Raw genomic sequence first — 26,012 nt, forward strand, 5'->3', positions numbered from 1 at the left:
GATCGTTTCGATGATGGATTCGTTGAGCTGCCGTGTGTGCCTGTCCAGGCAGAAGTGCCCACCGGGGTAGACGGTCATGGCGAAGCGTCCGGACGTGTGCTCGCGCCAGGGGCGGGCTTCGTCGAGCGAACACTGGGGATCGAGATCACCGACATGCACGTGGATCGGGGTTGCCAGGGCGGGGCGCGCCAAGGGCGATCAGGGCGGCGATGTGGGCCTGGGCCTGGCTCGCGGCTGTGACCTGTTCCTGGATACCACTGGCGAGGTTGAGCCGAATGTTGTTGACGCGGCGGAATTCGGTCTCCGCTTCGCGTGGAATACCAAGCGCGACACAGACGATGCGCAGCGGCCCGCGAACGCCTCGACGAGATCCGCCGGATTTCCGTCGGACTCCAGCACGTCCAATTGCCGGTCGACCAGGACGCCGATCATCGGCCGCAACTTGTTGATCTGCCCAGCGGTGAAATAGGGTTGTAGGACGCGCCGGATCCCCGCGTGGACAGGTCGTCGCCCAGAACTGTGGTGACATTCTCGAACCGGGTGATCAGCCACGCGTCGGTTCCCCACGGTATCGTCACTGGATCCAGATAGTGGCGTGGCATGTGTGGTGGCAGCAGATCCTGATCGCTCATGGGAATCCTTCGCGTCCGCACGGGTATCCCGCCGACTCATGCCGAACGGCCGTGGCAGGGTGTCAGCGCGATCACGATGCCACCAAGTTCACGTGTACGACTGCTGGAAATGAAAAGTTGAACGCGGCAATCGACCGCGATTCGCGCATTCACGTACGTTCCAGGGTCGCGATTCCCGTAAGGAAGACCTCTTGAATCCGCCGTTCGCAACGGTTTGGGTAGTCGGGCTCGGCACGGTCGGTTCGGCGATCGCGGCCATGCTCGCCGAACACGGCTATCGCGTGGTCGGTATTGAGAACGACATTGCGACCTTTTCGGACATCTGGAACAGTGTCGTGCCGCACGTTCGCGATTACGACAGCCGGCCTGTCCGTGACCGAAGTTTGGGAGCGTCGCTGAGCGAGCGGAGGCGAAACGGAGCACGTTGGCCTGGACGCACAACCGCGAAGTGGACCTTCGGGGCGGTTTTAATGCTGGTCAACGCGTTATGATAGTGGTGGGCTGCCTGGGGCTCGAACCCAGAACCTGCGGAGTCAAAGCCCAGGTCAGTGGCTGGTTCTCGTCATCTGCCGATCTTGGTCTTCACCTGCATGGCGGCGCTCCGCGGATGATCATGCTCGGTCGCTGATTCGCGTCGTTTGCGATCGTTTTCCGGGGGAAAACCGGGGAGATGATCATGCTCTCTGGCGGTACTTGACGCTCGCCCGCTCAGCCCGCATCTTACCCACTCATACTTCCCCCAACCCCGATACGAAGCTCCCACGCGGTCGGTAGGGCCGGGTCAAGGCACGCTTTCCCGCCTTGACGCGGTGCTACCGACCGTTGTCACGATCAGGCTTCGGGGTGGCCCTAGGCGATGCTTCTGCGTAACAGGTCGAGGATCATCGGCGACTGTTTCCGCATGGGTGGGATGTCCGGTTCTGGCGCGAGGGTCCTGTGTGCTGCCGGTGGGCGGCGCTGGGGTCCGGCACCGCTGGCGGCCGCGCGGCCCGGCCGGTGGGCGGAGCGGAGCGGGAGCCCGCCGTGCCGGGATCGCGGCGGCCGCCCGGGCGAGGGGCTACGGACCGCAGCAGGCGCGCCGCCCGGCGGCGCGCCCTTGATCCCATAGAGCCAAGTTCGGCAGCACGACAGGTCAAAAGTCTATTAAGCAGGAGGCGAGTATGCTCAAACGAAGGATGGTCTTCTATCGATGGTCCTCACAGGATTCCGATAAGTTATTCGATCCGCACGCCGTAGTGAGGGATCTGTATGAGCGGCTTCAGACTGACGAAGAAGCCGGAATCCTCGATAGCGGTGACAGCACAGTGGCAGTGATTCCAATTGAGTTTACTGACAAGACTAGGCCGGTCAGATTGCAGCTCTTGTCTTTGCGGAGCGCTGGACGGCTGCCCGCAAAATGGAGACCAGACGCACCGCTCGATTCAATTCCACTTCTGGAAGGCGAGTATTCGGCAGATGTGACGCATGTCTGTATTTGGGCCGACGGAATAGCGGGTCAAGAGTACCATGCAAATGCTCCTAGGCTGAACCGCCTATCATTCTTCCTTAGGAGAAAGCTTGGGGTAAGAACTCAATTTGATCCGTTGTACAACCCAGACATGTTCGACAGGCTTGAACGACTGCGAGGGCGTTTGCGATCGGTGCACATCACGCTAGTTAACCCGCATTATGCGCATGCCACCGATAGATCTGGAGCATTCGGGGAACTAATTCCTGCAGTGTTTGGCTCGCGGGCTCCGTCCTTGAATGTCCAATTGGGAATGGGCAGGTACGGGCCACGTGATCGATTCTTGGATGCTGGCATCGAGGATGCGGTCTTCGATATAGCCGAACACGCTCACGAGCAGGTTGATCGAATGGTGGTTGGCGGAATTAATCCCACCACGGGGAAAGCTGAGAGGGTCGACTTGTTGAATGAGCGAGTTCAAATTGAGAGAGCTTTGCCGGAAGACTCCAGGGTTAACTCGATTCCAGAATCGAGTGGCGCCTTCGGGGCAATCGAAGAGGCGCGTACCGAACTCGATGGAAGTACGCTGATCGAGCGGTCACTGCAAGCGCAAGCCGTACATAAGTAGGTGTACATGCGGAACGCGCTCAGATTTTTGGACCGAAATGTATGGTCGGTTCCGATCTTGCTGACGGTGTTGGTCTTCATTGGATTGTTAGTTTACAGCTGGTTTTCCGGGGCGCCAATTTTGCTCGCGTCAGCAAAATCGTCGGTTCGGCAGCAAGTGTACTCGTCCCTCGCTAGTTCATCAGGATCGCTTCTAGGATTCACCATCGCGGCCGTTACTATTCTGACAGCATTTGGACCTCGTCAACAGCGGCTCCAGCGAGAGATTGACCGCGAGAAACGTCTAGGCAGAGCCAGAACCCTAATTGGCAACTCCCTGCTCTCGTCTGCCTTAATGCTACTTACGGTTCTAGTAATATCGACCGTTCTCCTCGGGGTAGATAGCGATGATTCCGCCCCTGAAATTTTGATCACGATAAACACGGCATGTGTGGCTGGTGCAATCGGCGGACTTCTGATGGGATGCGCAGGACTCACCTTGATCATAATAGAAAGGAATCGATTTACGCAGAACGGCAGTGAGTCCGGCGCTAACTAAAATAAGTCGAATTCCTGCTTTCGTCTATTGCGTGATCGATGCGGAGGCGAATAGAGGGATGGATTTTAAGTGAGTCTAATACTGTTGAATCAACCCAAATAACCTCACTGCTTTCGGTGCTGGTCCGCAGTTCGCCACCACGAACTTCGGCGCGGAAGCAGATCGAGAACTCCTGGCGGATTTCGCCATCATCATATTCGATAACGTGCTTGGGATTCGAGTACAGGCCAATGACGCCTATGATCCTGCAGTTGATGCCAGTTTCCTCGCGAACCTCTCGTACTGCTGCCTCGGCCAAAGTTTCGCCTAGCTCAAGTTGACCGCCCGGTATGGCGTAGAGGTCGTTGTCGGTCCGGCGAATCATCAGGATCCGCCCCTCGTCATCCTGGATGAAGGCAGACACCGCGACGGCGATGCTGTTGGCTTTGGGTGCGTTGGGGTCGTTGTAGTAGTCGACGCGTGCCATGTGGTGCCTCCTAGATGGTGGCGGGCTTGGCGAGGTTCCAGACGGTCTCGAAGCTCTCCGAGTACGTTTCGAAGAGGTCCCCGGCGGAGAGCCTGCGCAGGTGCAGCGACGGTGCGTGCGCGCCCTGGAACCCGTAGACGTGCGTGTTGATGATCATCTCGTCGTCGAAGCGGAAGATCGAGTTGTAGAGCGTCGTGTTGTGAAACCGCATCTCCACGCCCTCGACGCCGACCAGCGGACGGTAGAACGCCAGCGCGTTGCGAACACGCGCGGGGAGCGTCCCGTCGCCGAGCTGCTCTTCTTCTCCGCGTAGGGCGACACTGTCGCCGTCTGGGTCGCCGAACGCCAGGCGGATTTTCGCGCCGGCTGTGGCTTTGGCTGCGATGTCCTTGATGAACCGCGGGCGTTCGACCAGGAACAGGGCCGCGTGTACCAGGATCTCCACGGTCTCTGACGCGTCGTTGATCAGCCGGTCCCACAGCTCGACCGGGATCGCGTTGCGGTGCGGGAACACGCTCACCACCTCGGCGGCGGCAGTCTCGGCTCTGCGCTCGGGTGCGACGGAGTCCGGCCACAGGTACGTCTCCGACTCGCGCGCCATGGCGGCGATCTTGTGCCGGTGCTTCGGGTACGGAGTGCGGCCCTTGGTGATCCACCGTTCGACGGTCTTCTGGTCGACGCTGAGCGCCTTGGCCACCTGTTCCAGCGTGAGCCCGTTCCGGAGCAGCGCGTCGCGGAGCCGTTCGTTCGGCATCCTGCACCCCCTTGGGACTTTTAGGGACGTCTTCGACCGTACCAGGGACGTCCCAAGATGTCCCGCCACGTGGTGATCATGTCCCGCCTTTTGCCGGAGATTGGGTGGCACGTTGCCGAGACTCGCTCGGCGGCAGAGCCCAAGGGAGGCAGACATGACGACTGCAAACACGGCTTCGACGCTCGGCGACTGGTCGAGCGGTCCGGCTGCGCAGGTGTCGCGCAAGCACGTGGTCTAGGCGCGGGCGACATGCGCGACACGGTCCAGATCCACGTGACGGCAGACCTGCCGATCCGCGTCCGCGCGCTGACGTACGCGAACCGAGCGGAGATCCGCTTCGGCAAGGCGTTCCCCGTGGTCCTTCTCGTCGACTCGGACGCGATCGCGGTTCTGGGCAAGCAACTGGAAGAAGCAGGGATGGCGCTGGGCGCGGCGACACGAACGAACTACGGCGGCGAGGCGCCGGAAAAGACTGACTGACAGAGAGCACAGGGAGCTAGCGGTTATGGCTATCGAAAAGGGACACCGGTTTGCGATCGACTTCGACGAGGCGTTCCCGCAGGGGCTTGTGATGGTGGGCGAGGTGATTCCGGACAACGAGTTCCAGTCTCGTGAGGATCGGGCTGCGGGTCGGCCGGTGCGTCAGCGCATTGACGAGGTGACCGGGAAGCGGCAGTGGCGGGCGGCGGTGACGGACCCGGGTGAGACGAAGGCGAAGCGCGCTTCGTTCGAGGTGACGTTTCTGGCGGACGTTCAGCCGGTGCCGACGACGGCGGAGGCGTTGCCGGGGATGCGCCCGGTGGAGTTGGACGGGTTGACGGCGGAGCCGCGTGTCGGCGGGCAGGGCGAGTTCAAGTATCAGACGTACGTCTTTCGGGCGACGGGGTTCAAGGCTGCTGCGGGCAAGTCGTCGGCGCGGTCGGCCGGTGCGTCGTCTGCGTCCGGTGAGAGCAAGGCGGCGTAGATGGGTGTTCTCGGTGTGCAGACAGGCACGATCCCGGGCCGGAGGTGTGGTTGATGCGTGGCACGGAGATGGCGAGCCCGCGAGCCCGTGGCCTGGGTGCGGCGTTGCGGGATGCCCGGATCGAGGCGCGGTTCGGGTTGCGGGAGCTGGCGCGGCGGATCGGGGTGAACCCGGCGTTGTTGTCGAACTGGGAACTCGGGCAGCGGGTCCCGACCCCGGAGGAGGTGTCGAACGTGCTCGGCGCTCTTGGTGTGACCGGGGAGCGGAAAGCCTGGATCATGCTGCTGGCTCACGGTGTGACGGGGCCGAGCTGGTCGTCGGTGGGGTCGCAGGCGGACCCGGCGCACTACACGATGTTGATCGCGCATGAGCGGGTGGCGAGGTCGGTGACGGTGTGGGCTCCGCTGCTGATCCCGGATCTGTTGCAGGTCCCGGACTACGCGCGGCTCGTCTTTGGCCCGGATTTGCGGGACAAGGAGAAGCTGGAGCAGGTCGTGGAGAGCCGGATGGACCGCAACCGGATCTTGTTCGGCGCGGGCGCGGTGAAGGCGCAGATGTTCATCGGGTCGGAGGCGCTGCGGAACCATTTCGGCGATGCCGAGGTGATGCTGCGGCAGACCCGGTTTCTCAAGGACCTGATCGGGTTGTCGCGGACGATGACGATCCGGCTGGCCCCGAGTCAGGCGGTGACGGAGGAGGCGTTCAGCCGGTACACGCTGAAGGACACCTCGGATGTCGTGTACTGCCCGCATCGCGCGATGGGCGTGTTCCTGGTCGGCGACGAAGCGGCCTCGTACACGGTGACGATCGAGCGGCTTTCGGCGGCGGCGTTGTCCCCGGCGGAATCGCAGGCGCGCCTGTCGGTCGTGGTCGACCAGCTCTTGAAAGAGGTGAAGGCGCAGCGGCGGGCGACTGACGCGGGGCTGAACCGGCTCCTGACCGGCGAGGAACCCGAAGACTAGCCGCAAAACCTCAGCGAGTACTGAAAAAAAGCGCACGGCGACGTGTGCTGTGTTCAACGCGCTCATTTGCGCTTGGAATTGTTCCGTATAAACGCAGAACCGGCCTCTGGCTGCCAACCTTCACCGGTTCTGCGCTGTCCACTGGGAAGTGAACAATGACGAACATAACCGGTTCTGGACGGCGTGCGTCAACGGGGGTCACCCGGATGCGTTGCGCCGCATGCAAAAAGTTCACTCGCCTCGTCCGGGGCGAGACGAAGTGCGCGGCATGCCAAGGGATGCTGCCGCTTGACCTCACCGCGGCTGAGGGCGGTGAGCGCCGATGAACGCGGCGGTGTTGATCGCTGTCGGCGCGGGTGTCGCGGTGGCGTTGTGGGTGCTGGCGAAGCTGGGTCGTGCGTTGGCGTCCATTGTGGAAACGCTGGCGGCGTTGGCGTTCCTGGGTTTCGCGTTCTGGACGGTGCTGCGGGCGGTCGGCTGGCTGGCCCGGCAGATCGTCACCCGCTGGCGAACCTGTATCGCATTCGTTGTCCTCGCCGCGTGGTTGCGGTGGTGGGGCTGGCTGTCCTTGACCGTCGTGCTCGTCACGCTGGCACTGATCGCGGCGGTCTGGCGCACGTTGGATGTGGTCGGGTTCGACCGGTGGTGCGGACGCTGGCTGCGAGCATGGTGGCTGCGCTGGGCCGTCTACGGGCGCAAACTGCCGGACTGGCTGCACGCCTGCGGCCTGACCGTCCGCGACGAAGCCATCCCGGTGGACGTGACGGTCAACCTGGTGTCGCGGCGGCGGAAGCGCCAAGCGATCACGCAGGCTCGGAAGACGTCCGGCGTTGCGGTGCCCGCGCTGGTGCGGGTGCGGTCGGGTGCGTCGTGGGACGAGGTCCGGGTTCGGCTGGTGCCGGGGCAGAAGCCGGAGGATTTCGACGAGGCGGCGCGGGCCTTGGCGACGGCGCGGAAGGTGTCGCGGGTGCAGGTGCGCGAAATCGCGCCGGATGTGGTGTCGCTGGACTTCATGCGCCGTGACCTGCTCACCACCCCCGTCCGCTGCCGTGAGCTGCCCGGGCTGGAACCGGCCGGGGTGAACCTGCGCGCGGTCTATGCGGGGACGACGGAGTACGGGACGCCGTGGCGGCTGCCGTTGACCGGTGCGGGCGCGCACATCCTCGTCGCCGGTGCCAGCGGTGCGGGGAAGAACTCGGTGATGTGGTGCCCGCTGGTCTCGGCCGCGTCGGCGATCCGTTCCGGGCTGGTGCGGGTGTCGGGCGTGGACCCGAAGGGCATGGAGCTGGCCTATGGGCGCGGGATCTTCGCCCGCTACGCCGTGTCCGGAAAGGACACCCTGGCATTGCTGGAGGGGTTGCGGGACGAGCTGGAACACCGTAAGCGGGAGTTCGCCGGACGGACCCGTGACGTGCCGCTCTCGCAAGAGTTTCCGTTGGAGTTGCTGGAGTTCGACGAGATCGGCGCGCTCACCCGCTACACCGACCGCAAGACCCGTGAGGCGATCGTGGAACACGTCGCGGTCCTCAACACCCAGGGGCGGGCGTTGGGGGTGTCGGTCCGCGGCTACGTGCAGGAGCCGACCAAGGACACGGTGCCGGTGCGGGAGCTGTTCACCCGCCGCGTCTGCCTGCGCGTCACCTCCAAAACCCATGTCGGGATGGTGCTCGGCGACGGCGCGTACGAACGCGGAGCGTGGGCCAACCGCATCCCGGAGACCATGCCCGGCACCGGCTACGTGTGGGGCGAGGGCATCCGCGAACCCCTGCGGGTCCGCGCGGGCTGGGTCTCCGACGACACCGTCAAGGCACTGGAGCAGTACGTCACCAACGGCGGCACCCACCACCTCGACCACTGCGGGGAAAGGAGGGCGGCATGAACCGGCTCATGATCTTCCTCGACACGATCCGGGATCACCTGGACCTGCATCAGCTCCCGCCGGTCGCGTCGCTGGACGTCTCCGCGTGGTCGAGGCCGATCACGGTGCAGCTGGACGTCGACGGCCTGGTCGAGGTCGCGCGGGCGCTGCTGACGTGGGCGAACACTCTCGATGACGTCACCGCGACGTTGTGGCGGATCGCTGCGGGCGGCTGGGTGCACATCGGGATCGTCGGCCGGACGCCGTGCGGAATCCCGGTGCGCGTCTACGGCGCGGTGCTGTTCGACCCGAGCGTGTTCCCGGATCTCCCGGCCGGGGACAAGCAGCCGATGCCGGTGCAGGTGCTGCGGGGTTGGGCGTCGCGAGGGGAGGCGGCGGCCTGATGGACGGGACACGAGCCGAACGGATGCGCGCGCCGCTGGCCGACGACGTCATCAAGGCGACGGCGGAGAAGCACGGGGTGTGCGTGCGGCCGTTCACGATGGAAGTCGGCGACCAGGACACCGGCGAGTTGCGGTACGTGCCGGTGCCGTGCGGGTCCACAGTGGAATCCGTGTGCCTGCCGTGCGCGCGGAAAGCCAAGGCGCTGCGGCAAGTCCAGTGCCGCGAAGGCTGGCACCTGACCGAAGAACCCGACCTCGCTGCGGGCGAACCGACCGAGGACCAGACGGAACTGTTGGCCTACCGGGCTGATCTCGTCGCCTCCTACCGCGAGGTCGCCGACACCGACCCCGCCGAAGCGGAGGAATTGCGGGACGAGATTCGCGGTGTGGACGAAGAACTTCGGCAACTCGGCGTCCGGGGCCGTCTCCCCTCGGTCGACCTGCCCGCCAAGAGGCCGGTGAAGCGGTCGACCAGGCGGCGGCAGGACGCGCCGAACCTCCCACGGCGCAAGGTCGCCAAGACCACGGTGGGCCGGGAGTACGCGGGGCGGTTCCGGCCGTCGATGTTCGTCACCCTGACCTGCGACACCTACGGCCCGGTCCGCGGCGACGGCTCCCCGGTCAACCCAGCCGCCTATGACTATCGGCGGGCGGCTCGGGACGCGGTGCACTTCTCCGCGTTGGTGGACCGGTGGTGGCAGAACCTGCGCCGGGTCGTGGGCTGGGATGTGCAGTACTTCGCGACCGTGGAACCGCAGAAGCGGACCGCCCCGCACCTGCACGCCGCGATCCGGGGATCGGTGCCGCACGAGGTCATCCGGCAGGTCACCGAAGCCACCTACCACCAGGTCTGGTGGCCCCAGCACGACGAAATCGTCTATGTCGACCGGTTGCCCGCCTGGGACGGGCCGGAGCGGGGATTTGTCGACCCCGACACGCGCCGACCGCTGCTGACCTGGGACGACGCGGTGGACCAGGTCGAGGAACCGGCGCACGTGGTGACCTTCGGCCGCCAGGTCCACTCCAAGGGAATCCTCGGCGGCACCGATGACGCCGGCCGCCACATCGGCTACCTCACGAAGTACCTGACCAAGTCCACCGGCGAAGTGGTCGAGGCCGACACAGCCGCGCTGGCCGATCACCACGACCGGCTCCACGCCGAGTTGGCCGTCACGCCGTGCTCGCCTCGGTGTGCGGTGTGGCTGCTCTACGGGATTCAGCCCAAGGGAGCCAACGGAAAGACCACCCCGGGGCACTGCAAGGGCAGGGCACATCGGCGGACCACCCTCGGCCTGCCGGGGCGGCGGGTGCTGGTGTCGCGGAAGTGGTCGGGCAAGACGCTCGTGGACCACAAGGCCGACCGCAAGGCGTTCGTCCTGGACGCGCTGGCCGCTGTCGGGATCGAGAAACCGCAACCGGACCCGGCGCGGCTCGTCTGGCGCAAGGTCGACGCCGCCGACCCGCACGTGCCACCCAGACCGCATCTCGTGATGCACGCGATCGCCGAACGCATCGCCTGGAAGCCGAATACGACCGCGCGCTACTCGCGGCTAGTCCGCCGGAAACTTCGGCAACTCAGCTCGCGGCTTGATCGGGAAGGGGGAAACTGATGGACAACTACGTGCAATTCAGTCGCTTGTGGACGGTGGAGGATGTCTCGGAGTTCCTCGGCGTCCCGGTCTCGACGCTGTACCAGTGGCGTACCAAGGGTTACGGCCCGGCTGGTCGTCGGGTCGGCAAGTACATCCGTTACCGGCCGCAGGACGTCAGCTCGTGGGTCGACCAGCTGTCGGACGAGGTTGCCTGATGCCTCGCCCGCAGTTGGAGATCGGCACGTACGGCGAGATCCGTTATTCGGCAACTCCGACTGGCTATCGCGCGCGTGCTCTCTTCCGTGATTTCGACGGCAAGACGCGCGAGGTCGAGCGGTCGGGGAAGACGAAAGGCAAAGCAGCGCAACGGCTTCGGGACACATTCAAGGACTGGACCGGGTCGACCACGGGCGAGATCACCCGGGAAACCAAGTTGAAGGATCTCGCCGACGTGTGGATGGAGCAGATCCGCAAGGATGTCCGCGAGGGCACCAAATCGCCGACGACGGCCACGACGTACGAGTCCATCCTGACGCGCCACGTGACGTCGGGGGTGGGGGAGTTGCGGGTGCGCGAGGCGACCGTGATGCGGCTGGATCGGTTCCTCGGCACCCTCCAGACGACGGTGGGGCCTTCGACGGCGAAGACCGCGAGGACGGCGCTGTCGGGGATGCTCGGCCTCGCTGCCCGATACGACGCGGTCGATAGCAACCCGACGCGGGACACCCGGCGCATCCCGAAGAGCAAGAAGAAGCCGCGCGCCCTGGACGCGGAAGAGCGCACGAAGTGGCTGGCTCGGGTCGAGGCCAACGAGAAGGCACGGCGCTGGGACCTGCCGGACCTGTCGCGCTTCATGATGGCTGCGGGCGTCCGCGTCGGCGAGGCCCTGGCCACCTACTGGGAAGACATCGACTTCGTAGCCGGAACGGTCGACGTCACGCACACGGTCGTCCGGGTCAAGGGCGAAGGACTTCTCCGCAAGCCTCGGCCGAAGACGGAATCGAGCCTTCGTGCGCTTCCGCTGCCGTCCTGGGCGTTGGCGCTCCTAAAGCGGCGGTGGGCTGAGCCGCGGAAGGACGGCCGGCCGCTGGCAAGCCCGGTGTTCGCCAGCACGGTCGGAGGACTGCGCGACCCGAACAACGTCCTGCGGGTCATCCGGGAGATCCGCGGTGGCGACGACTTCATCTGGCTGACGTCGCACAACTTCCGGAAAACGACGGCGACCGCGATGGACGACGCGGGCATCCCGACCCGGCTGATCGCGGACCATCTCGGCCACTCGCGGGTGTCGATGACGCAGGACAACTACCTGGAGCGAAAGGCGGTCAACCCGATCACGGCGATGGCCCTGGAAGGGCTGCTGGATAATCCGTCCCAGCCCAAAACCGGGGATAAACCGGGGAGCTGATCTTGACCACAGGTCCGAGAAAAGCCGCTGACCTGGAAGTTTGAGTGGGCCGCCTGGGGCTCGAACCCAGAACCTACGGATTAAAAGTCCGCAGCTCTACCAATTGAGCTAACGGCCCGCGCGCTCAGTCTAGCGGGCGGCACCCGGCCCCTCGCCGGGGTGGGCGCCCACCCCGGCATCCGCACCTCACCGCGCAGACCGGAGCTGCGTCACGAACCGAGCGAGGTCCGCTGCGTAGGCCTCCGGTTGATCCATCGCGATGAAGTGGTGCCCAGCCGGATTGTCAACCGGCCAGTGCACGATCTCCGACTCCCGCTCAGCCAGCCGGCGGATCCCCTGCACCCCGCTGTACACCCCGGTCGGGGCCTCCTTCTGGCCCCGCGGCCAGGCGAAACCCGCACTCGAATAGAACGACCACGACGACGTCCCGAAGGTCCCGGTGAACCAGTACACGCTCAGGTTCGTCAGGAACCCATCCAGCATCTCGTCCAGCGGCCGACCACCGGCATTGAACTCGTGGAACTTCTGCGCCATCCACGCCAGCGCGCCCACGGGGGAGTCGTTCCACCCGTACGCGAACGTCTGGGGCGCGGCCCGCAGCAGGCTGTGGTGGTCGACGCCGTTCATCCAGTCCTGCGACATCATCTCGGTGAACGCGGCACGCTCAGCCGCATCCAGATCGGGCACGTCGGCCTCGGTGGGAATACCTAGGCCAGCGGTGATGTAGACGCCCAGCACTGGGCCGACCCGCGCGACTTCCGGGGCGACGTAGGCACCGAGGTCGCCGCCCTGGACGACGTAGTCGCGGTAGCCGAGGCGGTGCATCAGTTCGGCCCACGCGCGGGCCACGCGGGTGGTGTCCCAGCCCGCGTCGGGGGCGGAGGAGAAGCCGAAGCCGGGCAGCGAGGGGACGACGACGTGGAAGTCCGAGAGGTGCTCGATCAGGTCCGCGAACTCGACGAAGGAGTTCGGCCAGCCGTGGGTGAGCAGGAGCGGCGTGGCATCGGGCGCGGCGGACGGGACGTGCAGGAAGTGCAGGTCGACGCCGTCGATTTCGGTCTGGAACTGGGGGAATTCGTTCAACCGGGCCTCGTGGGCGCGCCAGTCGTAGCCGGTGGTCCAGTAGGACGCGACCTCGCGCAGCCAGTCGACCGGGACGCCGCGGTCCCAGCCGTCGCCGGGCAATTGCGCCGGCCAGCGGGTTTGTGTGAGCCGGGCGCGCAGGTCGGCGAGGGCGGCGTCGGAGATGTCGATGCGAAACGGACGGATGTTCATGACGAGAACGCTAGAGGCCATGTAGGTCAGATATGGTCCTAGATCATGAGTGCGGCTCGGTTATTGCAGTTGCTGTCCCTGTTGCAGACGCCTCGCCAGTGGCCGGGCAGTGAGCTGGCGGAGCGGCTGGGCGTTGAGGGCCGCACGGTTCGCCGAGACATCGAGCGACTCCGGGAGCTGGGGTATCCGGTTGAGGCGACGATGGGCGCGGAGGGCGGATATCGCCTGGTAGCGGGCAGTGCGATGCCGCCGTTGCTGCTGGACGACGAGGAGGCGGTCGCGATCGCGGTCGGGTTGCGGATGGCGTCGGGGCACGCGGTGACCGGGATCGACGAGGCGTCGGTGCGTGCGCTCACGAAGCTGGAAAGGGTCTTGCCGTCTCGGCTGCGGCGCCGGGTGAATGTGCTGAGCAACGCGACCGTGCCGCTGCCGGTGAACGACGGGCCGCGCGTGGATCCGGAGTCGCTCACGGTCCTCGCGACGGCGATCGCCAACCGCGAGCGGCTGCGGTTCAGCTATCTCGCCAACGACGGCAAGGAGACGAGACGGCTGGTCGAGCCGCATCATCTGGTGTCGTCCGGTCGTCGCTGGTACCTGCTCGCGTTCGACAGCGATCGGGACGACTGGCGGGTCTTCCGCGTCGATCGCATCGAACGGTTGCAGGCCATCGGGACTCGGTTCAGCGTCCGGGAGCTGCCCGCTGAGGACCCGGCGGCGTACGTGACCAAGAAGCTGCACACCTCCCGCCCGACGCATCGCGCGGTGGTCACCGTGCACGCGCCGGCGGACGAGGTGGCGCGGATTTGGGGCGCGGCAAGCGAAGTGACCGCAGTGGACGACCGCACCTGCCGCGTCGTCAGCCCGGCCGACACCCTGGAGTGGCTGGCGTTCCGGCTGACCAGCCTCGGCCGCGAGTTCGAGGTGCACGAGCCGCCGGAGCTGGCGGAGCACCTGCGCGAACTCGGCGGCCGGGCGCTGCGTGCGGTCAGTCCTGCGTGATCACGCTGAAAAGCGCGGAGGTGGTCAGGTCATTGCCAGGCCAGTAGACGCCGATCGGCGTGGTGCCCGCGGCGAGGTCGGCAGCTGCGGCGAAGAGCGACGTAGGTGCGCCCGCAGTGCGGTTTCGCACTCGCACGCGACTTCCATGCACCTCAGACGTCAAACAGCCAGTTCCGCCAACGATTCCCGCAGCTTCCCCGTCACCTCAACCGGCCGCCGCGACTCGCGGTCCACGAACACGTGCACGAAATGTCCCTCCGCCACCAGGGTTTCCGAGGCCGTGTACATCCCGATCTCATACCGCACACTCGACCGCCCGAGGTGCGCCACCCGCAGTCCGATCCGCAGCGTGTCCGGGAACGAAACCGAAGCGTGGTAAGCACAACGCGATTCCACGCACAGCCCGATCACTGGTCCGGACTCGATGTCGAGACCGCCGCGTTCGATCAGCCAGGTGTTGATGACGGTGTCCATCAGCGAGTAGTGCACCACGTTGTTCACGTGGCCGTAGACGTCGTTGTCCTTCCAGCGCAACGGAACCGTCTGCCAGTGCGGGTAGTTCACCACAGCTGCACCGAATCCCGCAGGATGTCCGCCAGGTCCTTTTCGGACGGTGTGCGCGGCGCGGTGGCCAGCAACCGCTGCTGTTTCAGCGTTCCCTCCACGAGAGAGTCCACATCGGACTCCGTATAGCCGACCGCGCCGATCCCGGCGGGCAGGCCGATGTCGCGCATCAGCGTGGTCAGCACGGCTGGCAGGTGATCGGCGAAGTCGCCGGACCATTCGAAGTCCGGGGCCAGCAGCCGGGCGACCCGCTGGTGGCGTTCCGGGTTCGCGGCGAAGGTGAACCGGAACGCGGCGGGCGCGGTGAGCGAGACGGCCATGCCGTGCGGCACCATCGCTTCGTCGCCGGGATAGCCGTCGGGATGGAAATCCCGGACCTGCCCGGCGATCGGGTACGCGTTGGCGTGCGGGATGTGCACACCGGCGTTGCCGAAGCCGAGCCCGGCGAACGTCGCGGCCAGTGCCATCGCCTCGCGCGCGGCCAGGTCGTCGCCGTCGCGCACCGCGGCGGGCAGTGCCCACGACAGCAGTTGCAGCGACTTCTCCGCGAACATGTCCGCCAGCGGATTCGCCCCGCAGTACGGCACCCGCTCCTCCGGCCGTTTCCGGTCGAACTCGGTGTAGGGCTTGGCGGTGTAGCTCTCCGCGGCGTGGCACAGGATGTCCATCCCGCTCGCCGCGGTGACCCCGGCGGGCTGGCTGACCGTGAGCCTCGGGTCCACGACAGCCAGCGTCGGACGCAGCCGCAGGTGGCTGATCCCGCTCTTCACCCGCAGCGACAGCACGTCCAGCACGCACACCGTGGTGCTTTCCGACCCGGTTCCGGTCGTCGTCGGCACCGCGACCAGCGGCTTCAGCGGGTTCGCCGGCGCTCGGCCGCCGCCGACCGGCGCGTTGACGTAGTCCATCAGCTCGCCGTCGTTGCTGGTCAGCAGGTTGGCGGCTTTCGCGGTGTCGATGCTGGAACCGCCGCCGACCGCCACGAACGCGTCGTACGGGCCGGTGCCGCGCGCGAAGTCCACGGCCTTCCGCAGGCTGACGTCGGTGGGTTCGACGTGCACTCCGTCGAAAGTCTCGGCCGCGATCCCGTAGCCGCGGATGCCCTCGGCGATCCGCTCCGGCCAGCCGGTCGCGGCGACGACCGGGTCGGTGATCACGAGCACGCGGCGCGCGCCGAACTGGGTCAGATCGTATCCGATCTCGTCGCTCGAGCCGGTTCCGTATTTGAGCGCCGGAGCCCCATAAGTGAAAACAGTCTCATGTTCGGCGGATGTCACGACGGCGTCCTCCCAACTGGTGGGCAGCCCGATCCGGCAATTGGCACAATCCCGCGGCGAGTTGTTCAAGATCACTTGACGCCGGTTCACGGTGCCGCCCTAAGCTCTCCTCATTAGATACCAAGTGGGCACCACCGTCGCGCAAACGGCCGTACGCGTCTTGAACGAGGCCCGGGTCCGCCGGGTGTACGCGGTCGTCGGCGAGTCGTTCCTGGAATTGCTCGACGCGCTCCGCCGCGAGCGCGACGTCACGCTCGTTTCGGCCCGCCACGATTCGGGCGCCGCCTTCATGGCCGAGGCCGAGGGCAAGCTCACCGAACGCCCCGCCGTGCTGCTCGCGAGCCGCGGCCCGAGCGCCGCCGCGCTGGTCATGGGCGTGCAGACGGCGTACCAGGACGAGACGCCGATGGTGGTGCTGCTCGAAACCCCCGCGCTCGACCCGGTGCTCACCGGCGAGGTCCCGGCCTCCGATTCGACCGGGATGTTCGAAAAGGTCGCCAAATGGGTCGTCCGCGCGGACGACCCCGACGACGTGCCGCATCTCCTCGCCGAAGGCCTCGCCCGGTGCCGCGAAGGGCGGCCGGGGCCGGTCGTGATCGGCGTGCCCAGCGACGCGTGGGGGGTGCCGTACGACTCGGCCAAACCGGTGGCGAAGGTTCGTCCTCCGGTCACCGGAACGCTGGGCCGTTCGGCTGAAGCTGTGGCGGGCCTGGTGGACGAAGCGCGCTACCCGGTGGTCATCGTCGGCGGGCGCGCGCGGTCGGCGCGGGACGAGCTGATCGCGGTGGCGGACGAGCTGGCGCTCCCGGTGTACAACGCTTTCCGCCGCCAGGACGCGTTCCCGGAGAACCACGCGCGCTACGCCGGGCACCTCGGTCTCGGCATCCCCGCGCGCCAGCTCGATGCGCTCGAACGGGCCGACCTCGTGCTCGCGCTCGGCACACAGCTCGACGAAGTCACGACGCAGGGCTTCCGCTACCCGACTCCACAGCAGACGCTTGTCCTTGTCGGCACAGGCATCGACGAACAGCGCCGCCGCGGCCTCACGTTCCGTGTGGACACTGAGGTCGAACCGTTCCTGAAGGAGCTGCGCGCGATCGCTTCGCCGCGCACGCGCAGAGCGTCGGCCGCGAACGCCGCCGTACACACCTTCATGACACCGCCGAACACAAGCAACAACACGCGCGTACATCCGGTCGACGTCGTGCGCGCGCTGCGAAAGCTCGCGCCCGAAGACACCATTGTCACAAGTGACGCTGGCAACTTCGCGCAGTTCATGCACCGCTACTGGTGCTTCACCGCTCCGCGCAGCCAGCTCGGCCCGAGCAACGCTGCGATGGGGTACGCCGTGCCTGCGGCGGTAGCGGCCAAGCTCGCCGAGCCGCGGCGCACTGTGGTCGCGATGGTCGGCGACGCGGGCACACTCATGACAGGGCAAGAGATCGAGACCGCTGTGCGTTACCGCGCACCAGTGATGGTGGTCGTGTTCCAGAACGGCTTGCACGGCCCCCTCGCGATGCATCAGGCGCGTACGCACGGACGGCTGTCCGGAGTAACCATCCCGCTGACTGACTTCGCGTCGTGGGCGCGCGGGCTCGGCGCGGCGGGGTACACCGTGGACGATCGCGAGCGGCTCGAACCGATCATCGCGAGCGCACTCGTCCGGCAGCGGCCCTGCGTGATCGACGTGCGAACGGACCCGGACGTAGTGACTCCGGACGTGCGGCTGAGCACGCTTCTCGGAGCCCAGCGTCCGTCGGGGACCTGAAATCTTCCTGAGAACACAGGGAAACGCCGGGAATGTTCGGTAGCTGCCAGGGGTTCGCTCAGGTAACCTGACTGTGTTCCCGGGGTTCGGCATCCGGACCCCGTTCGCTCGGCTAGGTTCGGCCGGCGTTCGGATGGGGAAATTCCCGGGTGGACACGCTCCCCGGCTCGGTTCGCGGCCATTCGGCGCGTTTCAGGGGTGGGGACAACCGGTTTCGGCCGGATTTTGTCGGTGCCGGATGGCACCATCGCGGTCATCCCCCGCTTGGCGCGGGGAAGGAACGAGGGGAGTTCGTCATGGCCGACGAAAAGGACGGGAAATCCCGTACCGCCGCGGCGACGGCTCGCGGCCGGGCCCGGTCCGCGCGGGCCGGTGCGCTGGTGTCCGTAGCGCCGAACGAGCCGGACCGCGGAGAGGTCGCCGAAGTGCCGGAGCAGACGCGCTCCGGAGTGGTTCCGGTGCTGTTCAGCGCCAGTGCGGAGGCCCACGACGTAGCCGTGGTCCCGGCCGAGCAAGGCGTAGAATGGCGCTCGCCGTTCGGCGCGCCGCTGCGCCACGCCAGCGGGGAGTGACCCGCGTCGCGAACTAGGGCGAGTCGGCTTGTGCGGACCCGCTCCGCTGTGCTTTACTTTCCTTGGTCTCGATTTTTGTGTTCGTGGTAATGCGCGCTCGCAGAACTCAGCGGGCGTAGCCCTCTTCTTCGAGGAGTGCATCTCGCCCGAGTCTGGGCCCAGGACGTCGGTCGGCTTCCTGTTTTGGTTTTATGTATGGAGATTGTTTAGATGACTGAGGGCACCGTGAAGTGGTTCAACTCCGAGAAGGGGTTTGGCTTCATCACTCCCGACAACGGCGGCGGCGACGTCTTCGTGCACTACAGCGAGATCCAGGGCAACGGTTTCCGTACCCTTGAGGAGAACGCTCGCGTGTCTTTCGAGATCGGCCAGGGCCAGAAGGGCCCGCAGGCCACGTCGGTCAACCTGATCTGACCTGCGTCTAATCGCTAAGTCGCCACCACTCCCGGCTCCGGGGGTGGTGGCTTCTTTCGTCTCCGCCTCCGAATCGGCTCCGTCCCCGGTCTCACGATGCGGATTGTGTTGCCCGCCAAGGCTTTCTGTGCTGGGCCGGCCATTGTGGATCACCCGATCGTGGCGCGCCGGGGGCTCGTAGGCTCGCGGGCATGAGCGAAAACACTTATCTCGTCACCGGGATGTCCTGCGGCCACTGCGCGCAGTCGGTCACCGAAGAACTCACCGAGGTGCCCGGGGCCGAGGACGTGACCGTCGACGTCGAAACCGGGCACGTGACGGTCCGCAGCGCCGAAGTCCTCGACGAGACGGCTGTCCGCGCCGCCGTCGAAGAAGCCGGGTATACCTACGAAGGGCTTGCTTCTCTCGTTTGAACGATGGGTAGCCACGCGAGAACCCAGGGTAGGCTCTGGCCGGCGTGGAGGCACGGCCGATGCAACGTCCGTGCAACCCTTTCCTCCGCGCGGCCGGACGCGTGTGCTGGTCCCCTGGCGGCAGCAGACTTGGGGGGTGCCCGATGGGGGCAGTCGTTGCGGGGATAGTGGCGAACCCTGCTTCCGGACAGGACATCCGAAGACTCGTCACGCAGGCGTCGGCCTTCCCGGTCGAGGAGAAGGCCAACCTGGTGCGCCGGCTGCTGTCGGCGTTCGCGGTGACCGGCGTCGAACGCGTGCTGCTCTCCACCGATCTCGGCGGCATCTCCGCCGCCGTCCTGCGCGACCTCGGCCGCGATCCGCTGCCCGCGGTCGAGTTCTGCGACGAGGACACGCTCACCGGCACCGCGCAGGACACCATCAACGCGGTGCACCGGATGGTCGACGTCGGGGCCGGCGTGATCGTGTGCCTCGGCGGCGACGGCACCGCGCGGGTGGCCGCGAAGGCGTGCGGCGACGTGCCGCTGCTCGCGTTGCCGACCGGCACCAACAACGCGTTTCCGCAGGCAGGCGAGGCCACGGTGGCCGGGCTCGCCGCCGGGATGGTCGCGAGCGGCCAGGTCGACGCCGACCTCGTCACCCAGCGAGTCAGCATGCTTGAGGTAGTGACGAAGAACCGCCGCGAGATCGCGCTGGTGGACGTCGCGGTCTCGATGAACAAACACGTCGGCGCGAAGGCGCTCTGGGATCCCACCGCGCTCACCGAGCTGTACTGCACCTTCGCTGAGCCGGACGGCATTGGCCTGTCGAGCATCGCCGGACAGCTGTGCCCGAGTTCCCGTTCCAGCGCGGATGGCGTAGCGCTACAGCTTGGTCCGGTCGAGAGTTCCGCGTACGTGGTGCACGCCGCGATCGCGCCCGGCGTGGTGCGTCCAGTCGGCGTACGCGGCTGGGGAGTGTTGCGTCCCGGCGTGCGCGTAGACCTTGCCGCAGGTGGCGGCGTTATCGCGGTAGACGGAGAACGCGAGCTGGAGCTGAAGAACGGCGAAGGCGCGTACGTAGAACTGCGCGCCGACGGTCCGTGGTGCGTCGACGTACGCGCGGCGATGGCCGAAGCAGCAACCCAGGGGTTGCTGCGCAGCGCCGTTACAAGCGGAACCGGCGAGAAAGGCCGAAGCCACGGTCGCTGCGCTGGCTGAGATCACGTGCAGGTGACACCTTCCGGGTGTCGTTCGCTGCGACTTGCCCGACCGGCTACCTTCTGCGAGTGGCACACGGGGAGGATCGGGGATGAGCAGCACTGCGACGCGGCCGGAAACGACTGCCGAGCCCCCACCGGAGGAATTTCGGGGCCGCAGCGGAATCGCCGGCCTGCTTGACCTGCCCGGCCAGGCGGTGCGCGCGGTCGTCAGATCGAGCACCACCACGCCCGGCAAGCTGTCGCTGATCGCGGTCGTGCTGGTGCTGCTGTCGCTGGTGGCCGGACTGGTCGGCGTGTTGTCCGTGAAAGACAAGGACAACACGATCAACGGTCTGATCGATCACCGCGAACCGCTCGCGGCGGCCGCGCAGCAGGTCTTCCGCTCGCTGTCGGACGCGGACGCGACCGCGGCCAGTGCCTTCCTTTCCGTCGGCACCGAACCGCCCGCGCTGCGGAAGCGGTACGAGCAGGACATCGCCGAAGCGGGATCCGCGCTCGCCCGCGCGGCGTCGGACACCGCCGAGGTCGGCGACGCCGCCCACCAGGTGGACATCCTGAACCAGAAGGTCCCGGTCTACACCGGGATCGTCGAGACCGCGCGCGCGAACAACCGGCAGGGTTTCCCGTCCGGCGCTTCGTATCTGCGCGAGGCTTCGCAGCTGATGCGCTCGACGATCCTGCCCGCCGCGGACGCGCTCTACAACGCGCACACCAAGAAGCTGTCCGACGAACAGGACAGCAGCAGCGACGTGCCGTGGGCGGCGGTCGCGCTGGTTCTCGTGCTCCTCGCGGCGCTCGTGGTCGCGCAGATCTACTTGACGCGCCGGACGAACCGCGTGCTGAACATCGGACTGCTCGTGGCCACCGGCTGCATCGTGCTGTCGCTGCTGTGGGGCGCGGTCGCGCTCGTCGTGCAGGGCAGTCTCGTCGCGACCGGGCGCACCGACGGCACTTCGCAGGTCGACATCCTGGTGCGGGCCCGGATCTACGCGCTGCAGGCCCGCGCGGATGAAACCCTCACGCTGGTCGCGCGCGGCGATGGCGGCGCGTACGAGCAGCAGTTCATCAAGCTGGCCGAGAAGCTCGTCGGAGCGGACGGCAAGGGCGGTCTGCTCGGCCAGGCGCGCGATCTCGCGTCCGGCACCGCGGGGGAGAAGAAGATCGAAGTGGCGGAACAGGCCGCGCGCGAGTGGTCGCTGGCCCACCTTCAGGTGCGCCGCCTCGACGACGGCGGGCAGTACCAGGAGGCGGTGGACTTCGCGACGAGCGTGAGCCCGAACAGCGCCGCCGCCGCGTTCGCCCGGCTCGACACGAACCTCCAGGCCGCGATCGACGTCTGCCGTCAGGAATTCCTCGACAGCACCAGATCCGGCGACAACGCGCTCACCGCACTCGCGGCGGGCGTCGGCGTGCTGTCGGTGCTCGCCGCGGGCGGCGTGACAGTCGGCGTGCGAGAGAGATTGAGGGAGTACAGGTGATCCGGTCGCGGCACTTCGTCCGGACTGCCGTGCTCGCGGTGGTCGCGGTTCTCGCCGCCGCCTGCGGGACGGCGGACCAGCCGATGGAGGCCGCGCCCGTCACCGACGCGGCCTGGCCGACCCCCGCGGGGGTCGGCGGCCCCGATGCCGCGGCGGGCGGCGACTCCGACACCAGCTGCAACCCGCTGGCCAGCCTCGCGCCGAATGGTCTGGACACCTCCGGGCCCAGCCTGCGGAAGATCAAGGAGCGCGGGAAGCTCATCGCCGGCGTCGACCAGACGACCTACCTCTTCGGCTTCCGGAATCCGAAGACCGGCAAGCTCGAAGGCTTCGACATCGACCTGGTCAACGAGATCGCCAAAGCGATTTTCGGTTCCGACGGGCACGTGCAGTACCGGGCGATCACGTCGTCGCAGCGCGAGACGGTGCTCAAGGAGCACCAGGTCGACGTGGTGGTCCGGACCTACAGCATCACCTGCGCCCGCCGGAAGCAGGTGCAGTTCTCGTCGGTGTACTACGTGGCCGGGCAGAAGATCCTGGTGCCGAAGTCGTCGAACGCGCAGTCGCTGACCGACCTCGCCGGGAAACGCGTGTGCGCGGCGGCGAAGTCGACCTCGCTCGCGAAGATCGCCACCGACCCGGCCAAACCGGTCGCGGTCTCGGTGCCGAACTGGTCGGATTGCCTGGTGATGCTGCAGCAGGGCCAGGTCGACGCGGTGTCCACGGACGACACGATCCTGGCCGGCATGGCCGCGCAGGACCCGACGGTGAAGGTCGCGGGCGATCCGATGACGCAGGAGAATTACGGCGTCGGGGTCCCGAAGGACGAGGAGGACCTGGTCCGCTTCGTGAACGCGGTGCTGGACAAGATCCGCGGCGACGGCACCTGGGCGAGCAGTTACCAGAACTGGGTCGGCGCGCGGCTGGGACCGGCGAGCCCGCCGTCGCCGCAATACGGGTGACCACGCCGGTCTCGCAGCGCCGACGCGGCGCAAGTTGTACTTTTTGAGCGGCAGCTTTGCCGCGGGGAGCTCGGGAGGTAGTTGTGTCGGAGGAGGCGCGCCGTCCTCGGCACGCAGCACCGGAGGGGGACGGCGACCAGGCGAAAGCCGCGGACCAGCCGTCCGGACGGGGCGAGGCGGCCGACGCCTCGTGGACCCCGCCGCCCCCGGTGCGCTGGGACACCCCGGAACCGTCGGTGTCCGGGCGGCTCAACCCGCAGCCGGATCCTGACGCCGAGACGTTGATCAGCGCTCCGGTGCAGCGTCCCCAGGGCGCCCAGGGTGTTCAGGGCGGGCAACCCGGTCAGCAGGGGCAGCGGGGGCCGTCCGGTCCAGGCGCTCAGGCTCCGCAGCCAGGCCAGCCCGCTCAGCCGGGTCAGCCAGGACAGCCCGCGCAGCCAGGGCAGTCAGCTCAGCCGGGCCAGCCTGCTCAGACGGGACAGCCTGCTCAGACGGGCCAGGCCGGTCAGCTAGGACAGCCGGGCCAGGCCGGTCAGCCGCCGTGGACGCAGGGTCGTCCGGCCCCTCGTGGCGGCCAGCCGATGCCGCCGCAAAGCCGTCCGCCTACGCAGGGCCAGCAGTACCCGGCCGCCGCGCCAGGCCAGCCCGCGCCGCCTTCGCAGGGGCAGCCGTATCCGCCGCAGTCGCGCACCGGACAGCGACCGGTCCCGCCGAACCGCCCGCCACAGGCCCCGCAGGGGAACCGTCCGTCGCGTCCGCCGGAGAACCGCGCCGCTGGCCCGAACTCCGGCCCGATCCCGATGGGCGCCGCGGCGCAGAGCCAGCGTCCGGTTGAAGGAGGCGAAGCCCCCACGCGTCCGCCGGGCGACCTCGCCCCGGTGATCCTGCCGCAGTCGAACCAGCCGGTCGCGCCAGTCGACCCGGCCGCGCCGATGCCGACCAGCGTGCTGGCCAGCCCGACGCCGCACACCCAGAGCATCATGCCGCCGGCTCCGCGGGTCGCCCCCGCAGACGGCGGCCCGCTGCCCGATCACGGCACGGACAGCGTCCTGCCCTCCGGCGGCAGCGAAGGGCACGGCACCGGCACCCACGGTTCGCAGGGCTCGCAAGGCACCGGAACCGGAACGGGGTCGTTCCCCGGCACCTCCCGGCGCACCGGCTCGCGCGGCACCCGCCGATCTCGGCGCGGGCGGCTCGGCGCCGGTCTCATCGACGTGCCCCCGGTGCCGTACCGCGATCCGTCGACCGCGGTGCTGGCGAACCCGGTCGTGGCCGAGGACAAGCGGTTCTGCGGCAACTGCAGCGCGAAGGTCGGCCGCGGCAAGGACGGCCAGCCGGGCGAGCCCGAGGGCACCTGCGAGAAGTGCGGCACGTCGTTCTCGTTCATCGCGAAGCTGAAGGCCCACGAGGTCGTCGGCGGCCAGTACGAGGTGCTCGGCGCGCTCGCCTACGGCGGTCTCGGCTGGATTTACCTGGCCAAGGACCACAACGTGTCCGACCGCTGGGTCGTGCTGAAGGGCCTCATCGACACCGGCGACTCCACCGCGATGGCCGCCGCGGCGAACGAGCAGCGGTTCCTCGCCGAGGTCGAGCACCCGAACATCGTCAAGATCCACAACTTCGTGCAGCATCCGGACGCGCAGACCGGCAACTCCGTCGGCTACATCGTCATGGAGTACGTCGGCGGCCAGTCGCTGCGCGAGCTCGCGCTGCAGCACCACCGGGAGAGCAACCGGCCGGAGCCGCTGCCGATCGGCCAGGTCATCGCGTACGGCCTGGAGATCCTGCCCGCGCTCGGCTACCTGCACGGCCAGGGCCTGCTGTACTGCGACCTCAAGCCGGACAACGTCATCCAGACCCGCGAGCAGCTCAAGCTGATCGACCTCGGCGCGGTGCGGCGGCTCGACGACTACGAAAGCCCGCTGTTCTTCACCACCGGCTACAGCGCGCCGGAGCTGGCGTCGCAGGGCGCGTCGGTGTCCTCGGACCTGTACACGGTCGGCCGGACGCTGGCCGTGCTGAGCTTCGAGTTCGCCGGTTACACCCGCGAGTACAAGAACACGCTGCCCGGCCCGGACGCGGTGCCGCTGTTCGCGCTTTTCGGCTCGTACTACCGCTTCCTCAAGCGCGCCACGCACGCCGACCCGGACCGCCGGTTCATCGCCGCCGACGACATGGCCGACCAGCTGACCGGCGTGCTGCGCGAGATCATGGCGCTCGGCACCGGCCAGCCGCGCCCGGCCGCGTCGACGGTGTTCGGGCCGGAGAGCCGGACCTTCGGTGTCCACCTGGTGGTGCCGGAGCAGGGCGAACGGGTGCCGCTGCCGGACGCGGCCGAGGTCGTCGCCGGTCTGCCGATTCCGCAGGTGGACACGGATGACCCGGCCGCCGGGGTGCTCGCCACGACGACCGCGCTCGACCCGCACGAGGCGATCGAGGCGCTCGCTACCGCGCCGCGTGAGTCGATCGAGGTGCGGTTGCGGATTGTGCGAGCCCGGATCGAGCTGGGCGAGTTCGTGGAGGCGCAGCGGCAACTGCAGGCCGCGCAGTATCTGGCGATCCGGCACGGGTTCCCGCACGACTGGCGGATCGACTGGTACCGCGGGCTGATCGAGCTGGCTGGTGGACGGCCGCGGGTCGCGCACGTGGCGTTCGACGCGGTTTACGACGACCTGCCGGGGGAGATCGCGCCGAAGCTGGCGTTGGCGGTCAGTGCCGAGGGCGTGGGGGATTACTTCGGCGCTGCTCGGTTCTACGAGCTGGTTTGGCGGACTGACCGGACGTATGTGAGTGCTGCGTTCGGACTTGCGCGGGTGTATCTGGCGCAGGGGGCGCGGGAGAGTGCGGTGGAGGTACTGGAAGGGGTTCCGGCTACTTCTACGCATTACGTGGACGCTCAGGTCGCTGCGATCAAGATCAAGACTCGGGCGCAGGGAGTGGGGGCTGGGGAGCATCCGACTGTCACCGAGGGCGATCTGGTCGACGCTTCGGGGCGGTTGCAGCGGCTCAACCTTGACGCTGAGCGGCATACGCGGCTCAGTGCGGAGGTGTTGGAGGCGGCTTACGACTGGTTGAAGGTGCCTGGGCAGGCCAAGCCGGTCGCGGCGGCGAAGGTGCTGGGGTGTGAGCTGGAGGAGCGGGACGTTCGGTTTGGGTTGGAGCGGTGTTATCGGTCGTTGGCTCGGTTGACTGATAGCGCTAGTGATCGGATCGCGTTGGTGGATCGGGCTAATGCGATTCGGCCTCGGACGCTTACCTGAGTCTGGGGGCTCGTCGCCTGGCGGCGACGTTGCGCTTGGTGGTGTGAGAGGGGCACCCCGAAGCTGATTGTGACTACGGCGCGGGGGTGCTTGTCAAGGCGGGAAAGATGCCTTGACAAGCACCCCCGGTCCTAGTTTTTTTCTTTGTGTTGGGGTGGGAGGGTGGGAGTAGTTAGC

The 26,012-nt window shown here is 67.3% G+C and carries 25 protein-coding genes, 1 tRNA gene and 1 pseudogene; 20 read left to right on the forward strand and 7 right to left on the reverse strand.

Features of this window, described 5'->3' with window-relative positions; translation table 11 throughout:
- The first annotated feature begins 76 nt into the window (after nt 1-76).
- From ACZ7SW_RS04800 to ACZ7SW_RS04810, 3 genes are all read left to right on the forward strand, one after another.
- Nucleotides 77-469: a hypothetical protein gene (locus ACZ7SW_RS04800; protein ID WP_470229041.1), complete on the forward strand. Its 393-nt coding sequence runs from the start codon at nt 77-79 to the stop codon at nt 467-469.
- A gap of 354 nt (nt 470-823) precedes the next feature.
- A complete protein-coding gene (locus tag ACZ7SW_RS04805; RefSeq protein ID WP_470229042.1) occupies nt 824-1,123 on the forward strand; it encodes a 3-hydroxyacyl-CoA dehydrogenase NAD-binding domain-containing protein in 300 nt (99 codons plus the stop codon).
- 669 nt (nt 1,124-1,792) lie between these two features.
- Complete coding sequence (locus ACZ7SW_RS04810; protein ID WP_470229043.1) at nt 1,793-2,707, forward strand: hypothetical protein; 915 nt, start codon at nt 1,793-1,795, stop codon at nt 2,705-2,707.
- 529 nt (nt 2,708-3,236) lie between these two features.
- Here ACZ7SW_RS04810 and ACZ7SW_RS04815 read toward each other — a convergent pair.
- Complete coding sequence (locus ACZ7SW_RS04815) at nt 3,237-3,710, reverse strand: NUDIX hydrolase (RefSeq protein ID WP_470229044.1); 474 nt, start codon at nt 3,708-3,710, stop codon at nt 3,237-3,239.
- A 10-nt stretch (nt 3,711-3,720) separates the two neighbouring features.
- Nucleotides 3,721-4,464, reverse strand: a complete 744-nt coding sequence (locus tag ACZ7SW_RS04820; RefSeq protein ID WP_470229045.1) for an XRE family transcriptional regulator — start codon at nt 4,462-4,464, stop codon at nt 3,721-3,723.
- Between the two features lie 69 nt (nt 4,465-4,533).
- On the opposite strand from ACZ7SW_RS04820, the gene ACZ7SW_RS04825 reads away from it, so the two are divergent.
- From ACZ7SW_RS04825 to ACZ7SW_RS04860, 8 genes and pseudogenes are all read left to right on the forward strand, one after another.
- Nucleotides 4,534-4,944, forward strand: a complete 411-nt coding sequence (locus ACZ7SW_RS04825) for a hypothetical protein (RefSeq protein ID WP_470229046.1) — start codon at nt 4,534-4,536, stop codon at nt 4,942-4,944.
- A 25-nt stretch (nt 4,945-4,969) separates the two neighbouring features.
- Nucleotides 4,970-5,428, forward strand: a complete 459-nt coding sequence (locus ACZ7SW_RS04830; RefSeq protein WP_470229047.1) for a hypothetical protein — start codon at nt 4,970-4,972, stop codon at nt 5,426-5,428.
- A 53-nt stretch (nt 5,429-5,481) separates the two neighbouring features.
- Nucleotides 5,482-6,390, forward strand: coding sequence for a helix-turn-helix domain-containing protein (locus ACZ7SW_RS04835; RefSeq protein WP_470229048.1), 909 nt, complete (start codon nt 5,482-5,484; stop codon nt 6,388-6,390).
- A gap of 322 nt (nt 6,391-6,712) precedes the next feature.
- Entirely contained in the window at nt 6,713-8,269 is a 1,557-nt protein-coding gene (locus tag ACZ7SW_RS04840; protein ID WP_470229049.1) for an FtsK/SpoIIIE domain-containing protein, read from the forward strand.
- Nucleotides 8,266-8,652, forward strand: a complete 387-nt coding sequence (locus tag ACZ7SW_RS04845) for a hypothetical protein (protein ID WP_470229050.1) — start codon at nt 8,266-8,268, stop codon at nt 8,650-8,652. The genes ACZ7SW_RS04840 and ACZ7SW_RS04845 overlap by 4 nt, the downstream gene beginning before the upstream one ends.
- Nucleotides 8,652-10,243 (forward strand): annotated as a pseudogene (locus ACZ7SW_RS04850) (replication initiator). Before ACZ7SW_RS04845 ends, ACZ7SW_RS04850 begins: the two are co-directional and overlap by 1 nt.
- 18 nt (nt 10,244-10,261) lie before the next feature.
- The gene (locus ACZ7SW_RS04855; protein ID WP_116199570.1) at nt 10,262-10,459 is read left to right on the forward strand and encodes a helix-turn-helix transcriptional regulator; all 198 of its coding nucleotides are present in this window, start codon (nt 10,262-10,264) and stop codon (nt 10,457-10,459) included.
- Entirely contained in the window at nt 10,459-11,652 is a 1,194-nt protein-coding gene (locus ACZ7SW_RS04860; protein WP_470229051.1) for a site-specific integrase, read from the forward strand. The genes ACZ7SW_RS04855 and ACZ7SW_RS04860 overlap by 1 nt, the downstream gene beginning before the upstream one ends.
- 45 nt (nt 11,653-11,697) lie before the next feature.
- On the opposite strand, the gene ACZ7SW_RS04865 is transcribed toward ACZ7SW_RS04860, so the two are convergent.
- Nucleotides 11,698-11,770: transfer RNA gene (locus ACZ7SW_RS04865), tRNA-Lys, on the reverse strand.
- 68 nt (nt 11,771-11,838) lie between these two features.
- Entirely contained in the window at nt 11,839-12,927 is a 1,089-nt protein-coding gene (locus ACZ7SW_RS04870) for an epoxide hydrolase family protein (RefSeq protein WP_470229052.1), read from the reverse strand.
- A gap of 45 nt (nt 12,928-12,972) precedes the next feature.
- Between ACZ7SW_RS04870 and ACZ7SW_RS04875 the strand changes: the two genes are divergently transcribed.
- Nucleotides 12,973-13,926 (forward strand): helix-turn-helix transcriptional regulator, encoded by a 954-nt coding sequence (locus ACZ7SW_RS04875; RefSeq protein WP_470229053.1) that lies wholly within the window; start codon nt 12,973-12,975, stop codon nt 13,924-13,926.
- Here ACZ7SW_RS04875 and ACZ7SW_RS04880 read toward each other — a convergent pair.
- The 3 genes from ACZ7SW_RS04880 to ACZ7SW_RS04890 are packed head-to-tail and all read right to left on the reverse strand — an operon-like array spanning nt 13,913 to nt 15,767.
- Nucleotides 13,913-14,062: a hypothetical protein gene (locus tag ACZ7SW_RS04880; RefSeq protein ID WP_470229054.1), complete on the reverse strand. Its 150-nt coding sequence runs from the start codon at nt 14,060-14,062 to the stop codon at nt 13,913-13,915. The two genes, ACZ7SW_RS04875 and ACZ7SW_RS04880, sit on opposite strands and share 14 nt — an antisense overlap.
- A 23-nt stretch (nt 14,063-14,085) precedes the next feature.
- Nucleotides 14,086-14,493, reverse strand: coding sequence for an acyl-CoA thioesterase (locus tag ACZ7SW_RS04885; protein WP_449668542.1), 408 nt, complete (start codon nt 14,491-14,493; stop codon nt 14,086-14,088).
- Nucleotides 14,487-15,767, reverse strand: a complete 1,281-nt coding sequence (locus ACZ7SW_RS04890; RefSeq protein ID WP_470229055.1) for a hydroxyacid-oxoacid transhydrogenase — start codon at nt 15,765-15,767, stop codon at nt 14,487-14,489. The genes ACZ7SW_RS04885 and ACZ7SW_RS04890 overlap by 7 nt, the downstream gene beginning before the upstream one ends.
- 124 nt (nt 15,768-15,891) lie before the next feature.
- Between ACZ7SW_RS04890 and ACZ7SW_RS04895 the strand changes: the two genes are divergently transcribed.
- The 8 genes from ACZ7SW_RS04895 (at nt 15,892) to ACZ7SW_RS04930 (ending at nt 25,835) form a co-directional block, all read left to right on the forward strand.
- A complete protein-coding gene (locus ACZ7SW_RS04895) occupies nt 15,892-17,535 on the forward strand; it encodes a thiamine pyrophosphate-dependent enzyme (RefSeq protein WP_470229056.1) in 1,644 nt (547 codons plus the stop codon).
- A gap of 296 nt (nt 17,536-17,831) precedes the next feature.
- Nucleotides 17,832-18,107, forward strand: coding sequence for a hypothetical protein (locus ACZ7SW_RS04900; protein ID WP_470229057.1), 276 nt, complete (start codon nt 17,832-17,834; stop codon nt 18,105-18,107).
- A gap of 210 nt (nt 18,108-18,317) precedes the next feature.
- Nucleotides 18,318-18,521: a cold-shock protein gene (locus ACZ7SW_RS04905; RefSeq protein ID WP_116199576.1), complete on the forward strand. Its 204-nt coding sequence runs from the start codon at nt 18,318-18,320 to the stop codon at nt 18,519-18,521.
- Between the two features lie 191 nt (nt 18,522-18,712).
- Complete coding sequence (locus ACZ7SW_RS04910) at nt 18,713-18,934, forward strand: heavy-metal-associated domain-containing protein (protein WP_470229058.1); 222 nt, start codon at nt 18,713-18,715, stop codon at nt 18,932-18,934.
- A 143-nt stretch (nt 18,935-19,077) separates the two neighbouring features.
- Nucleotides 19,078-20,133 (forward strand): ATP-NAD kinase family protein, encoded by a 1,056-nt coding sequence (locus ACZ7SW_RS04915; RefSeq protein WP_470229059.1) that lies wholly within the window; start codon nt 19,078-19,080, stop codon nt 20,131-20,133.
- Between the two features lie 91 nt (nt 20,134-20,224).
- Nucleotides 20,225-21,613, forward strand: a complete 1,389-nt coding sequence (locus ACZ7SW_RS04920; RefSeq protein WP_470229060.1) for a hypothetical protein — start codon at nt 20,225-20,227, stop codon at nt 21,611-21,613.
- A gap of 29 nt (nt 21,614-21,642) precedes the next feature.
- Nucleotides 21,643-22,575, forward strand: a complete 933-nt coding sequence (locus ACZ7SW_RS04925) for a glutamate ABC transporter substrate-binding protein (RefSeq protein WP_470229246.1) — start codon at nt 21,643-21,645, stop codon at nt 22,573-22,575.
- An 800-nt stretch (nt 22,576-23,375) separates the two neighbouring features.
- Nucleotides 23,376-25,835, forward strand: coding sequence for a serine/threonine-protein kinase (locus ACZ7SW_RS04930; RefSeq protein WP_470229247.1), 2,460 nt, complete (start codon nt 23,376-23,378; stop codon nt 25,833-25,835).
- The last annotated feature ends 177 nt before the right edge of the window (nt 25,836-26,012 follow it).

It is taken from the genome of Amycolatopsis sp. NPDC114484 (assembly GCF_055633755.1).

What these genes read in the sequence shown, in the direction of transcription:
- ACZ7SW_RS04840 (WP_470229049.1), top strand. Translation starts at nt 6,713, where the DNA reads ATGAACGCGGCGGTGTTGATCGCTGTCGGCGCGGGTGTCGCGGTGGCG.
- ACZ7SW_RS04905 (WP_116199576.1), top strand. Translation starts at nt 18,318, where the DNA reads ATGACTGAGGGCACCGTGAAGTGGTTCAACTCCGAGAAGGGGTTTGGC.
- ACZ7SW_RS04900 (WP_470229057.1), top strand. Translation starts at nt 17,832, where the DNA reads ATGGCCGACGAAAAGGACGGGAAATCCCGTACCGCCGCGGCGACGGCT.
- ACZ7SW_RS04810 (WP_470229043.1), top strand. Translation starts at nt 1,793, where the DNA reads ATGCTCAAACGAAGGATGGTCTTCTATCGATGGTCCTCACAGGATTCC.
- ACZ7SW_RS04910 (WP_470229058.1), top strand. Translation starts at nt 18,713, where the DNA reads ATGAGCGAAAACACTTATCTCGTCACCGGGATGTCCTGCGGCCACTGC.
- ACZ7SW_RS04800 (WP_470229041.1), top strand. Translation starts at nt 77, where the DNA reads ATGGCGAAGCGTCCGGACGTGTGCTCGCGCCAGGGGCGGGCTTCGTCG.
- ACZ7SW_RS04815 (WP_470229044.1), bottom strand. Translation starts at nt 3,710, where the DNA reads ATGGCACGCGTCGACTACTACAACGACCCCAACGCACCCAAAGCCAAC.
- ACZ7SW_RS04920 (WP_470229060.1), top strand. Translation starts at nt 20,225, where the DNA reads ATGAGCAGCACTGCGACGCGGCCGGAAACGACTGCCGAGCCCCCACCG.
- ACZ7SW_RS04930 (WP_470229247.1), top strand. Translation starts at nt 23,376, where the DNA reads ATGGGCGCCGCGGCGCAGAGCCAGCGTCCGGTTGAAGGAGGCGAAGCC.
- ACZ7SW_RS04870 (WP_470229052.1), bottom strand. Translation starts at nt 12,927, where the DNA reads ATGAACATCCGTCCGTTTCGCATCGACATCTCCGACGCCGCCCTCGCC.
- ACZ7SW_RS04845 (WP_470229050.1), top strand. Translation starts at nt 8,266, where the DNA reads ATGAACCGGCTCATGATCTTCCTCGACACGATCCGGGATCACCTGGAC.
- ACZ7SW_RS04915 (WP_470229059.1), top strand. Translation starts at nt 19,078, where the DNA reads ATGGGGGCAGTCGTTGCGGGGATAGTGGCGAACCCTGCTTCCGGACAG.
- ACZ7SW_RS04875 (WP_470229053.1), top strand. Translation starts at nt 12,973, where the DNA reads ATGAGTGCGGCTCGGTTATTGCAGTTGCTGTCCCTGTTGCAGACGCCT.
- ACZ7SW_RS04830 (WP_470229047.1), top strand. Translation starts at nt 4,970, where the DNA reads ATGGCTATCGAAAAGGGACACCGGTTTGCGATCGACTTCGACGAGGCG.
- ACZ7SW_RS04855 (WP_116199570.1), top strand. Translation starts at nt 10,262, where the DNA reads ATGGACAACTACGTGCAATTCAGTCGCTTGTGGACGGTGGAGGATGTC.
- ACZ7SW_RS04820 (WP_470229045.1), bottom strand. Translation starts at nt 4,464, where the DNA reads ATGCCGAACGAACGGCTCCGCGACGCGCTGCTCCGGAACGGGCTCACG.
- ACZ7SW_RS04860 (WP_470229051.1), top strand. Translation starts at nt 10,459, where the DNA reads ATGCCTCGCCCGCAGTTGGAGATCGGCACGTACGGCGAGATCCGTTAT.
- ACZ7SW_RS04835 (WP_470229048.1), top strand. Translation starts at nt 5,482, where the DNA reads ATGCGTGGCACGGAGATGGCGAGCCCGCGAGCCCGTGGCCTGGGTGCG.